The organism is Xanthomonas campestris pv. asclepiadis (genome assembly GCF_020784175.1).
Classification (GTDB): Bacteria; Pseudomonadota; Gammaproteobacteria; order Xanthomonadales; family Xanthomonadaceae; genus Xanthomonas; species Xanthomonas campestris_D.
Genome location: NZ_JAJGQM010000015.1, coordinates 1 through 11,602, shown reverse-complemented (window position 1 = coordinate 11,602; position 11,602 = coordinate 1). Strand labels below are relative to the sequence as shown.

At 65.8% G+C, this 11,602-nt stretch carries 10 protein-coding genes and 1 pseudogene; 9 read left to right on the top strand and 2 right to left on the bottom strand.

Going from position 1 to position 11,602, the window contains the following annotated elements:
* Positions 1-38 precede the first annotated feature (38 nt).
* The 8 genes from LL972_RS09155 (at position 39) to LL972_RS09120 (ending at position 7,609) form a co-directional block, all read left to right on the top strand.
* Positions 39-1,382 carry an acetylglutamate kinase gene (locus LL972_RS09155; protein ID WP_126970460.1) on the top strand — a complete coding sequence of 448 codons (1,344 nt, stop codon included), beginning with the start codon at positions 39-41 and terminating at the stop codon, positions 1,380-1,382.
* Positions 1,383-1,387: 5 nt separating this feature from the next.
* Entirely contained in the window at positions 1,388-1,999 is a 612-nt protein-coding gene (locus LL972_RS09150) for a GNAT family N-acetyltransferase (protein ID WP_126970458.1), read from the top strand.
* Entirely contained in the window at positions 1,996-2,946 is a 951-nt protein-coding gene (argC, locus tag LL972_RS09145) for an N-acetyl-gamma-glutamyl-phosphate reductase (RefSeq protein ID WP_126941818.1), read from the top strand. Before LL972_RS09150 ends, argC begins: the two co-directional genes overlap by 4 nt.
* Before the next feature lie 175 nt (positions 2,947-3,121).
* The gene (locus tag LL972_RS09140; RefSeq protein ID WP_228327323.1) at positions 3,122-4,417 is read left to right on the top strand and encodes an argininosuccinate lyase; all 1,296 of its coding nucleotides are present in this window, start codon (positions 3,122-3,124) and stop codon (positions 4,415-4,417) included.
* The gene (locus tag LL972_RS09135) at positions 4,417-4,770 is read left to right on the top strand and encodes a cupin domain-containing protein (protein WP_228327322.1); all 354 of its coding nucleotides are present in this window, start codon (positions 4,417-4,419) and stop codon (positions 4,768-4,770) included. Before LL972_RS09140 ends, LL972_RS09135 begins: the two co-directional genes overlap by 1 nt.
* Positions 4,770-5,030, top strand: a complete 261-nt coding sequence (locus tag LL972_RS09130; RefSeq protein WP_039521853.1) for a YciI family protein — start codon at positions 4,770-4,772, stop codon at positions 5,028-5,030. Before LL972_RS09135 ends, LL972_RS09130 begins: the two co-directional genes overlap by 1 nt.
* Positions 5,031-5,043: 13 nt before the next feature.
* Entirely contained in the window at positions 5,044-6,198 is a 1,155-nt protein-coding gene (proB, locus tag LL972_RS09125; RefSeq protein WP_228327321.1) for a glutamate 5-kinase, read from the top strand.
* Between the two features lie 166 nt (positions 6,199-6,364).
* A complete protein-coding gene (locus tag LL972_RS09120) occupies positions 6,365-7,609 on the top strand; it encodes a glutamate-5-semialdehyde dehydrogenase (protein WP_104649010.1) in 1,245 nt (414 codons plus the stop codon).
* A 70-nt stretch (positions 7,610-7,679) separates the two neighbouring features.
* On the opposite strand, the gene LL972_RS09115 is transcribed toward LL972_RS09120, so the two are convergent.
* Positions 7,680-8,168, bottom strand: coding sequence for a hypothetical protein (locus LL972_RS09115; protein ID WP_228327320.1), 489 nt, complete (start codon positions 8,166-8,168; stop codon positions 7,680-7,682).
* Between the two features lie 657 nt (positions 8,169-8,825).
* Between LL972_RS09115 and LL972_RS09110 the strand changes: the two genes are divergently transcribed.
* Positions 8,826-10,763, top strand: a complete 1,938-nt coding sequence (locus tag LL972_RS09110) for a CocE/NonD family hydrolase (RefSeq protein WP_228327319.1) — start codon at positions 8,826-8,828, stop codon at positions 10,761-10,763.
* Here LL972_RS09110 and LL972_RS09105 read toward each other — a convergent pair.
* Positions 10,744-11,523 (bottom strand): annotated as a pseudogene (locus LL972_RS09105) (MFS transporter); the annotation flags it as partial. The gene LL972_RS09110 and the pseudogene LL972_RS09105 sit on opposite strands and share 20 nt — an antisense overlap.
* Positions 11,524-11,602: the final 79 nt, after the last annotated feature.

The window sequence follows — 11,602 nt, the reverse complement described above, 5'->3', positions numbered from 1 at the left end:
CGCGCCTGGCGCGGCCATTCCTCTCTTCGATCACGGCAATGTCCCTCTCCGCACAGCCTCACAAACAGACCCGTCAGACCATCGTGCGCCTGCTTTCGAGCATGGCCAGCGCCAAGGAAATCAGCCAGTACCTCAAGCGTTTCTCGCAGCTGGATGCCAAACGCTTTGCGGTGGTCAAGGTGGGCGGCGCGGTACTGCGCGACGACCTGGACGCGCTGACCTCGTCGCTGTCGTTCCTGCAGGAAGTGGGCCTGACCCCGATCGTGCTGCATGGCGCCGGCCCGCAGCTGGATGCGGAGCTGTCTGCAGCGGGCATCGAAAAACAGACCGTCAACGGCTTGCGGGTGACCTCGCCCGAAGCGCTGGCGATCGTGCGCAAGGTGTTCCAGGCCTCCAACCTCAAGCTGGTGGAAGCGCTGCAGCAGAATGGCGCGCGTGCGACCTCGATCACCGGCGGCGTGTTCGAAGCGCAGTATCTGGATCGCGACACCTATGGCCTGGTCGGCGAGGTCAAGGCGGTGAACCTGGCGCCGATCGAAGCCAGCCTGCAGGCCGGCTCGATTCCGGTGATCACCAGCCTGGGCGAGACGCCGAGCGGGCAGATCCTCAACATCAACGCGGATTTTGCCGCCAACGAACTGGTGCAGGAGCTGCAGCCGTACAAGATCATCTTCCTCACCGGCACCGGCGGTCTGCTGGATGCCGATGGCAAGGTGATCGATTCGATCAACCTGTCCACCGAGTTCGATCACCTGATGCAGCAGCCGTGGATCAACGGCGGCATGCGGGTCAAGATCGAACAGATCAAGGACCTGCTCGATCGCCTGCCGCTGGAATCGTCGGTGTCGATCACCCGGCCGGCGGATCTGGCCAAGGAGCTGTTCACGCACAAGGGTTCGGGCACGCTGGTGCGGCGCGGCGAGCGCGTGTTGCGCGCGACCTCCTGGGACGAACTGGACCTGCCGCGGCTCAAGACCCTGATCGAATCCAGCTTCGGCCGCACGCTGGTGCCCGAGTACTTCAGCAGCACCAGGTTGCTGCGTGCCTACGTCAGCGAGAACTATCGCGCGGCGGTGATCCTCACCGATGAGGGCATGCTGGGTGCAAGCGCGTTGATCTACCTGGACAAGTTCGCCGTGCTCGACGATGCGCAGGGTGAAGGCCTGGGCCGTGCGGTGTGGAACGTGATGCGCGAGGAAACCCCGCAACTGTTCTGGCGCTCGCGGCACAACAACCAGGTCAACATCTTCTACTACGCCGAGTCCGACGGCTGCATCAAGCAGGAGAAGTGGAAGGTGTTCTGGTACGGGCTGGAGACCTTCGAGCAGATCCAGCATTGCGTGGCGCATTGTGCGACGCGCCAGCCGACGCTGCTGGGCTGAGTACGATGGCGCCCGTCGCATTGCCATCGCTTTGGCGCGAGCTGCCCACGCTACGCGGGCAACACGCAACACTGGAACCATTGCAGGCTGCGCATGCCGATGGTCTGCGCGGCGCGCTGGGAGATGGGGCCTTGTCGCGGCTGTGGTACACCGGCGTGCCGGCACCGGCGCAGGTGGACGACTACGTGGGCGCGGCCTTGGATGCGCAAGCCGACGGGCGGGTGCTGCCTTACGTGGTACGCGATGCGGCCGGTGAGATCGTCGGCTGCACGCGTTATTACGGGCTGGATGCGACAGTGCCCAAGCTGTCGATCGGCTACACCTGGTACGCGCCGCGCGTGCAGCGCAGCGGCGTCAATACCGACACCAAGCGGATGCTGTTGCAACACGCCTTCGAAACGCTGGGCTGCCTGAGCGTGGTGTTCGAGACCAGCTGGTTCAATCACACCTCGCGTGCGGCGATTGCGCGGCTCGGTGCAAAGCAGGACGGCGTGCTGCGCAATCACACCCGTCACCCTGACGGCACACCGCGCGACACCGTGGTGTTCTCCATCATCGATACGGAATGGGCCGGGGTCAAACGCCACCTGCAGTTCCGCCTGGAAGCAAACGCATGACTGTTCAAGCAACGACCATCGGCATCGTCGGTGCCCGCGGGCATACCGGATCGGAATTGATCAAGCTGGTGGTGGCACACCCGCATCTGCAGCTGGTGTTCGTGTCCTCGCGCGAACTGGCCGGGCAGCCGGTGGCCGACCACAACGCTGCCTATCGTGGCGAATTGCGCTACGAGAGCCTGGATGCCGACGCGGTGGCCGCCAAGGCCGCCGACGTGGTGATCCTGGCATTGCCCAACGGCAAGGCCGAGCCCTTCGTCGCGGCGATCGATGCGGCCAGGCCGCAGACACTGCTGATCGATCTGTCGGCCGATTACCGCTTCGATCCGGCCTGGTATTACGGGTTGCCGGAGCTGACGCGCGGCAGCTACGCCGGGCAGAAGCGCATCAGCAACCCGGGTTGCTATGCCACCGCGATGCAGCTGACGATCGCCCCTTTGCTCGACCAACTGGCCGGCCCGCCGCAGTGTTTCGGCGTGTCCGGCTATTCGGGTGCGGGCACCACGCCGTCGGACAAGAACAACCCCGAGCTGCTGGCCGATAACCTGATGCCGTATGCGCTGACCAACCACATGCACGAGCGCGAAGTCTCTGCGCAGCTCGGCGTGCCGGTGGAGTTCATGCCGCATGTGGCGCCGCATTTCCGCGGCATCACCATGACCGTTAACCTGTGGCTGCAGCAGCCGCTGACACGCGAGCAGATCCAGGCGCGCTACACGCAGCGTTACGCCGACGAGCCGCTGATCGAGATCGTCGATGAAGCGCCGTGGGTCAGCCGCATCGCCGGCAGACATGGCGTGCAGATCGGCGGCGTGACGCTGGCGCCGGGCAACAAGCGGGTGGTGGTGGTGGCTACGCTTGACAACCTGCTCAAGGGCGCGGCGACGCAGGCGATGCAGAATCTCAACCTGGCGTTGGGCTGGGACGAATTGACTGCGATTGGTTGATGATGCGAGTCCCTCGCAAGAGCCCGCACATCCATGTGCGGGGATTCGAAGATGCGAGTCCCTCGCAAGAGCCCGCACATCCTTGTGCGGGGATTCAGAGATGCGACTCCCTCGCAGCAGCCCGCACCTCCATGTGCGGGGGTTTAACTGGACGACTTACTTGAGACGCTTTACGATGACCAATCTGTTGTGGCAAAAACCCGGCGTGGCGGTGGACGCCAAGATCCAGAGTTTCCTGGCCGGCGACGACGTCATCCTGGACCGCGAGTTCTTCCTGTACGACATCGCCGCCAGCAAGGCGCATGCGCAGGGGCTGCAGCACATCGGCATCCTGTCGCTGCAGGAGCTGGGCGGGCTGAGCGAGCAGCTCGACCTGCTGGCTGCCGATTTCCGCAGCGGTGCGTTCGTGCTGGACGAGCGCTACGAGGACTGCCATTCGGCGATCGAAGCGCGCCTGACCGAGCGGCTGGGCGATGCCGGCCGCAAGATCCACACCGGGCGCAGCCGTAACGACCAGATCCTGGTCGCCACCCGCCTGTGGTTGAAGGACAAGTTGCAACGCGTGGCCGAGCTCGGCGCGGAGATCGCCAAGGTGGCACTGGACCGTGCGCAGGCGGAAGCCGCGTTGCCGGTGCCGGGCTATACACACATCCAGCGCGCGGTGGTGTCCTCGGCCGGCATGTGGTGGGCGGGCTGGGCCGAGGCCTTTATCGACAATGCGGTGCGTGCGACCGACACCCTGCGTCTGGTGGATAGCAATCCGCTCGGCACCGCAGCCGGTTACGGCGTCAACCTGCCGCTGGACCGTGCACACACCACTGCCGAGCTGGGCTTTGCACGCCTGCAGGTCTCGCCGATCTATGCGCAGCTCTCGCGTGGCAAGTACGAATTGGCCGCGCTCGAGGCGCTTGGCAGCGCAACGCTGGACCTGCGCCGGATTGCCTGGGACCTGTCGTTGTTCACCAGCGGCGAGTTCGCCTTCGTCGCGTTGCCGGCGCAATACACCACCGGCAGCTCGATCATGCCGAACAAGCGCAACCCCGACGTGATCGAACTGATGCGCGCCACCCACGCCAGCGTGGCCGCGGCGCGCACCGAGATCGAACAGCTGCTGTCGCTGCCGTCGGGTTATCACCGCGATCTGCAGAGCAGCAAGGGCGCCATCGTGCACGGCTTCGGGCGCGGCCTGGCGGCGCTGGAACTGCTGCCGGCCCTGCTGGCCAATCTGGAATGGCGCCCGGACAAGCTGCGTGCGGCGATCGATTCGGGCATGTACGCCACCGATGTGGCGGTGGAAGCGGCCGTTGCCGGTGTGCCGTTCCGCGAGGCCTACAAAGCGGCCGCGGAATCGGCCGACACTGCAGGGCAGGGGCGCACGCCGGAAGGCAGCCTGGCCGCCCGCGTCTCGCCAGGTGCCGCCGCAGATCTGCAGCTGGATGTGTTGCGTGCCCGTTGGCAGGCGCTGGTCTGATGGCCGTGATCAGCACCGACACCGCCGAGCATTACCCCTGGGGCGAAGCCAGCGACGGCTGGCACCTGTTGCGCGACCCCAACCTGAGCGTGCTGGAAGAACGCATGCCGCCGGGCGCTGCCGAACTGCGCCATCGGCACAGCCGCGCACGGCATTTCTTCTATGTGCTGGCCGGCGAGGTGATGCTGCAGCTGGACGGCGAGCAGCATGTGCTGCGCGCGGGGCAGGGCCTGCATGTGCCGCCCGGTTCCACCCACCAGATGCACAACCTGTCCGAGAGGGAAGCGCGCTTTCTGGTGATTTCCACGCCGTTCGGCCGTAGCGAAGCAACACCCGACAAGGAGGCCGGCTGATGGCGACGCGCTATCTTGTATTGGCGATGCGCAAGCCGGACTTCCCGGCCGACGTGGTGCAGCCGCATCGCGCATTTCTCGACACGCTGCGTGCGGCCGGGCAGCTGGAACTGACCGGCGGCTTCAGCGATGGCAGCGGCGGCGCGTACGTGTTGATCAACGTCGCCAGCCTGGAGGACGCGCAGCAGATCGTCGCGCGCGACCCATTGGCGCTGCGCGATGCCTCCACGCTGACCGTCCATGAGTGGAACACGCACTGAGCAGATCGTCGCCATGAGCACGCCCATCGCCACTGCTGCGTCGTTTACCGAGCAGGCGCTGCCGCCGTGGCGACGCGCAGTGCTCAAGGTCGGCAGCAGCCTGCTGGCCGCCGATGGCGGTGGCTTGTCGCCACGGTTCGCATTGGGCCTGGCGCAGTTCGTCTCGGCCAACCTGATGGCGGGGCGCGAGCTGGTGATCGTGTCGTCGGGCGCGGTGGCGGCCGGCCGGGCGATCCTGCCCAAGGCGGCCGAGGCCGGCGCACCGATCGCCGCGCGCCAGGCGCTGGCTGCGCTCGGGCAGGCGCAGTTGATCGCGCTCTGGCAGCGCTTTTTCGAGCGCCCGGTAGCGCAGGTGTTGCTCACCCACGACGACCTGCGTAACCGCCGCCGCTATCTCAACGCACGCGCCACCCTGGGCGAGCTGTTGCGGCTGGGCGCGTTGCCGGTGATCAACGAAAACGACACCGTGTCGGTGGACGAGCTCAAGCTGGGTGACAACGACAACCTGGCCGCGATCGTCGCGGCCCTGGTCGATGCCGATGCCTTGTTCATCGCCACCGATATCGACGGGTTGTACAGCGCCGACCCGCGCAGCAATCCGCTGGCGCGGCCGCTCGACGAGGTGCCCGAACTCACTGCCGAGGTGCTGGCGATGGCCGGCGGCAGCGGCAGCAGCGTGGGCACCGGCGGCATGCGCACCAAGCTGGAAGCCGCCGCAAAGGCCGGCGCGGCCGGCATCGAAACCTATCTGTTCAACGGCCGCAACGGCGATGTGGTGCGCGCCCTGGCGCAGGATCGCCTGCACGGCACGCGTATCCATGCCGCGCGCACGCGCATTGCCGCCCGCAAGTACTGGCTGCGTCACGCACCGGTGGAAGCGGGCGCGATCCTGATCGATGCCGGTGCCGCTGCCGCACTGACCGACAAGGGCGCCTCGCTGCTGCCGGGCGGTGTGGCCGGTGCGCACGGCGACTTCCGGCGTGGCGACATGGTGGAGATCCGCCTGCGCGACGACACCGGGGAGCGCTGCCTGGCACGCGGTGTCAGCCAGTACTCGGCCGTGGATATCCGCCGTATCGCACGCCGCCACTCGCGCGAGATCGAGCCCGTGCTCGGTTACAGCTATGGCGAGAATGTGGTGCATCGCGATGATCTGGTGCTTTTGTAGCGGGGATTGGGGAATCGGGATTGGGGATTGGCAAACGCATGTGCGCCGCGTTTCTCGAACCTCGCCTCCGTGTCCCTACGACTGATTCCCTTGTGGTGCTAAAACGGTGTCGTCCGCTTTTGCCAATCCCAATCCCCAATCTCGACTCCCCAATCCCGGCCCTCCAATGACCATCAAATCCCTCGCCCTGCAATGCCGTGATGCGGCGCAAGTGCTGTCGCAACTTTCCGCGCAGGCCAAGCAGGCCTTGTTGGAGGCGATGGCTGCCGCGCTGGAAGCCGATGCCGCATCGATCCTTGCCGCCAACGCGCGCGATCTTGAAGCCGCCCGCGCCAAGGGCACCGGCACGGCCATGCTCGACCGGCTGGCACTGGACGACAGGCGTCTGGCCGGCATCGCCGCAGCCTTGCGCGAGGTTGCGCAATTGCCCGATCCGGTCGGGCAGGTCACGCGCGAGGACGTCCGCCCCAATGGCATCGTCGTGCAGAAGGTGCGCGTGCCGCTGGGGGTGATCGCGATGATCTACGAAGCACGCCCGAATGTGACTGCCGATGCGGCAGCGCTGTGCATCAAGGCCGGCAACGGCGTGATCCTGCGGGGCGGTTCGGAAGCGATCCACTCCAATACCGCGATTGCGCGCGCCCTGCAGCGCGCCTTGCGCGAGGCCGGCGTGCCGGAAGCGGCATTGACCCTGGTGGAGGATCTGCGGCGCGAGACCATGCTGGAGCTGCTGCAACTCAGCGATATCGTCGATCTGGCGATTCCGCGTGGTGGCGAAGGACTGATCCGCTTCGTCGCCGAGCATGCGCGCGTGCCGGTGATCAAGCATTACAAGGGCGTATGCCATCTGTTCGTGGATGCATCGGCGGACGTGGATCTGGCCGTGCGTCTATTGGTCGATGGCAAGGCCAGCCGGCCATCGGCCTGCAATGCGCTGGAGACCTTGCTGGTGCATGCCGACATTGCCGCGCGTTTCCTGCCGGCGGCCGCGCAGGCCCTGCGCGACCGTAACGTGGAGCTGCGTGGCGATGCGGCAACGCGCGCACTGTTGCCGGATATTGGCGCAGCCAGCGACGAGGATTACGCCGCCGAATTCCTCGACCTGATCCTGGCCATCCGCGTGGTGCCGGATCTGGACACCGCGCTGGCGCATATCCGCCAGTACGGTTCGGACCACACCGAGGTGATCGCCACCCGGGACGCCGCCAATGCCGAGCAGTTCGTGCAGTCGCTGCGCTCGGCCGTGGTGATGGTCAATGCGTCCTCGCGCTTCTCCGACGGCGGCGAGCTCGGCCTGGGTGCGGAGATCGGCATCTCCACCACGCGCCTGCATTCCTACGGCCCGATGGGCCTGGAAGCGCTCACCGTGGAGCGCTTCGTGGTGCGTGGCGAGGGCCAGGTACGCCATTGAAGTGGCATGCGTTGCCGGCTCAGTCCTGTGGCGCTGTGCATTGCAGCGCCACTGGCCGACATCGACTCGATCACGTGGCCCTCTTTTCTCCTCCAAGCACCGTGCTCATCCATTCATCGCTTGTTGGGGAAACGAAGCCAGTTCCTGACAGCCACACCTGTTTCCCCGCGCGTTCCCACTTTTCCATCTTTTCTTTGAATTCGGCGGGATAGTCGTTTGCCCTGCAGGCGATATTGCACCAGGGGTCGCAGACATAGATGTCCGCGTCCCAATCTGTCATGTCCGAAGGCAAGGTGCCTGCGCGCGGCACTGGGCCGACGATCGCGGCGGTGTGCGCTGTTCCATTGAAGAAAGCAAGGCGTGCGATCTGGTTGTGATCTTGCTGCAAATAGTGGACGGCCAGGGTAGCCAGCTCACCGCAGTTGTGCGCGTTCCCATCCACCACATCCTCTTCCAGGTTATCCACCTGCTGTCGCATCCGGGCGATCTCTGCAGTCGCATTGTGGATTCGAACGGCGTCCTCAAAGCCAGCGTTTCTCTTTTTGTTGCTCGATTTCAAGCGGGGCGCTTTGTAGTACTCGGCCCTGACGGACTGCATGACCTCGCTGACAGCCCTAAGGCTCGGCGAGAGGGAGCGCTGTCGCGATCTGCTCGCACTCCTGCGATGGCTCACGCTGCTCAGTCCTGCCAGCACGCCATCTGCGTGGTCGGGGCTGTTGACACGCTGTGGAGTGCTGCCCGCTGGCGGCTGCTGGGCCGGAGAACTTTCGGTATATGTGAATCTTCCCTACTGGACACGATCGACGGAACCGCAAATACCCATGGATGAGCACCTGATTGTTAAAGGCCGCTCCATCATGTGCGGGAACATCCCTTTCGAAAAATGGAAGCGCGAAGCGATCGACTTGCGTGCGAATCGTGGATATCAGCAACGCCTCTAGCACGCGATGCGCGAGCAATGGAAAATAATTCGCTGCTGATCGTTGGGTGTGATCGCGCGCGACTTGGCGGCAGTGATGCGCTGGTCATTGTTCTCGCCAGGCCTTCGCGCCTGCCAGCTGAGCGATACATGGACTCCGTTGGTTCAGATGCCGGGGCCGCGCCTTGCGGTTGGCCCGCGTGTTCCCATCCCGCCAACCACGACCTTTGACACTCCCCCGGCAGGCCGCGTCCTGCCTACAGTCGAGGACTGCCCCCGCACGTTCCGGAGTCGTCGATGCGCCGTTTTGCCGCCTGCCTGCTCGCCACCGCCATTGCCGCCGCCATTGCCGCCGCCATTGCCGCCGCCACCGGCGGCGCGCTGGCGCAAACCTCGCCAATGACGCCGGACATCACCGGCAAGCCGTTCGTGGCCAGCGATGCCGCCAACGACTACATCAAGCGCGAGGTGATGATCCCGATGCGCGACGGGGTCAAGTTGCATACGGTGATCGTGCTGCCCAAGGGCGCACGCAACGCACCGATGGTGCTGACACGCACGCCGTACAACGCCAGCGGGCGCACCGAGCGCATGGCCTCGCCGCATATGAAGGACCTGCTCGCACAGGGCGATGACGTGTTCGTGGAAGGCGGCTACATCCGCGTGATCCAGGACGTGCGCGGCAAGTACGGCTCGGAAGGCGATTACGTGATGACCCGGCCGCTGCGCGGTGCGCTCAATCCCAGCGAGGTGGACCATGCCACCGATGCCTGGGACACCATCGACTGGCTGGTGAAAAACGTCACCGAGTCCAACGGCAAGGTCGGCATGATCGGCTCGTCCTACGAAGGCTTCACCGTGGTGATGGCGTTGACCAACCCGCATCCGGCGCTCAAGGTCGCAGTGCCGGAAAGCCCGATGATCGACGGCTGGATGGGCGACGACTGGTTCAACTATGGTGCGTTCCGCCAGGTCAACTTCGACTATTTCACCGGCCAGCTCACCCAGCGCGGCAAGGGCATCGGCATCGCGCGCCAGGGCCATGACGACTACAGCAACCTGCTGCGCGCCGGCTCGGCGGGCGATTTCGCCAAGGCCGCCGGCCTGGAGCAGCTGCCGTGGTGGCACAAGCTCACCGAACACGCCGCCTACGACACGTTCTGGCAGGAGCAGGCGCTGGACAAGGTGATGGCGCGCACTCCGCTCAAGGTGCCGACCATGTGGCTGCAGGGGCTATGGGACCAGGAGGACATGTGGGGCGCGATTCATAGCTACGCGGCGATGGAACCGCGCGACAAGGGCAATACGCTCAACTACCTGGTGATGGGCCCGTGGCGGCACAGCCAGGTCAACTACGACGGCAGCGCGTTGGGCGCATTGAATTTCGACGGCGATACCGCGCGCCAGTTCCGTCACGACGTGCTGCGCCCGTTCTTCGATCAATACCTGGTCGATGGCGCACCCAAGGCGAGCACGCCGCCGGTGTTCATCTACAACACCGGAGAGAATCACTGGGACCGTCTGCAGGCCTGGCCGCGCAGCTGCGCCAAGGGCTGTGCCGCGACCAGCAAGCCGCTGTACCTGCAGGCCGGCGGCAAGCTGTCGTTCCAGCGGCCGGCGGCGGGGCAGCCGGGCTTCGAGGAATACGTGGCCGACCCGGCCAAGCCGGTGCCGTTCGTGCCGCGCCCGGTGGACTTCGGCGATCGCAGCATGTGGACCACCTGGCTGGTGCAGGACCAGCGCTTCGTCGACGGTCGCCCGGACGTGCTGACCTTCGTCACCGAACCACTGACCGAACCCCTGCAGATCGCCGGCGCACCGGAAGTGCATCTGCAGGCCTCCACCAGCGGCAGCGACAGCGACTGGGTGGTGAAACTGATCGATGTCTATCCGGACGAGATGGCGTCCAGTCCGAAGATGGGCGGTTACGAATTGCCGGTGTCGCTGGCGATCTTCCGTGGCCGCTATCGCGAGAGTTTCAGCACGCCCAAGCCGCTGGCGTCCAATCAGCCGCTGGGGTTCCAGTTCGGCCTGCCGACTGCCAACCACACCTTCCAGCCGGGCCACCGGGTGATGGTGCAGGTGCAGTCCAGCCTGTTTCCGCTGTACGACCGCAACCCGCAGACCTACGTGGACAACATCTTCTTCGCCAGGCCCGGCGATTATCAAAAGGCCACCCAGCGCGTCTACGTGACCCCGGAGCAGCCCAGCTACATCAGTCTGCCGGTACGTTGACCACGCCGGCGCCGCGCGGCGCCGGTGCCCAGACGTCTTCCAGCAGCTGCGGGCGGCAGGCCACCCAGGCTGCCGCCAGTTGCAGCAGGATGCAGATCACCAGGAAGACGAATGGCGAGGTCCAGCCGCCGTGGTGGGCGTGCAGCCAGCCGAACAGGAACGGCCCCAGGCAGCTCATCGCATAGCCCATGCCCTGCGAGAACCCGGACAGGGCTGCCGAGCCGGCCGCGGTGCGGCTGCGCTGGTTGACCAGCACCAATGCCAACGGAAACGTGCTCGGCCCCAGGCCGAGCAGGGTCACCCACAGGATCGGCGCGGCCAATGGCGCCCACCACAGCCCGGCGAACGCGACCAGATGGCAGGCCGCGCACAGCAGCACGATCGGAAACGGGTTGCGCATGCGCACCGCCAGCGCCGGCATGGTCAAGGCACCGACCATGCCCAGTGCGGCGAACAACGCCACCATGGTGCCGCCGAACGCGGGCGAGGCGCCGGCTTCGCGCAGCAGCGTTGGCAACCAGGTGAACATCGAATAGGTGACCAGCGAGGTCATGCCGAAGGTCACCGCCATGCTCCAGCCCAGGGCGGTGCGTGCCACGCGGCCCTCGGCTTCGGGAGTGGGGGTGACCGGCGCCGGTCCGGTCGCGCGGAGACGGCGGTGGTTGGTGTGCACCATGGCCCAGGCCACCAGTGCCAGCAGCGCCGGCAACACCCACACCACCATCGAGCTGCGCCAGCCCAGCGCATCGGCCACCGGTACCGGGTAATCCCCCCACTTCTAGCGGTCGCCAGAAGTGGAGCTAAGTGGCCATCGCCAACTTCATGGCAGGCGTGATGCC

Excerpts from the sequence above, each read along its gene's own strand:
- LL972_RS09155 (WP_126970460.1), top strand. The coding sequence starts at position 39 with ATGTCCCTCTCCGCACAGCCTCACAAACAGACCCGTCAGACCATCGTG.
- LL972_RS09150 (WP_126970458.1), top strand. The coding sequence starts at position 1,388 with ATGGCGCCCGTCGCATTGCCATCGCTTTGGCGCGAGCTGCCCACGCTA.
- argC (WP_126941818.1), top strand. The coding sequence starts at position 1,996 with ATGACTGTTCAAGCAACGACCATCGGCATCGTCGGTGCCCGCGGGCAT.
- LL972_RS09140 (WP_228327323.1), top strand. The coding sequence starts at position 3,122 with ATGACCAATCTGTTGTGGCAAAAACCCGGCGTGGCGGTGGACGCCAAG.
- LL972_RS09135 (WP_228327322.1), top strand. The coding sequence starts at position 4,417 with ATGGCCGTGATCAGCACCGACACCGCCGAGCATTACCCCTGGGGCGAA.
- LL972_RS09130 (WP_039521853.1), top strand. The coding sequence starts at position 4,770 with ATGGCGACGCGCTATCTTGTATTGGCGATGCGCAAGCCGGACTTCCCG.
- proB (WP_228327321.1), top strand. The coding sequence starts at position 5,044 with ATGAGCACGCCCATCGCCACTGCTGCGTCGTTTACCGAGCAGGCGCTG.
- LL972_RS09120 (WP_104649010.1), top strand. The coding sequence starts at position 6,365 with ATGACCATCAAATCCCTCGCCCTGCAATGCCGTGATGCGGCGCAAGTG.
- LL972_RS09110 (WP_228327319.1), top strand. The coding sequence starts at position 8,826 with ATGCGCCGTTTTGCCGCCTGCCTGCTCGCCACCGCCATTGCCGCCGCC.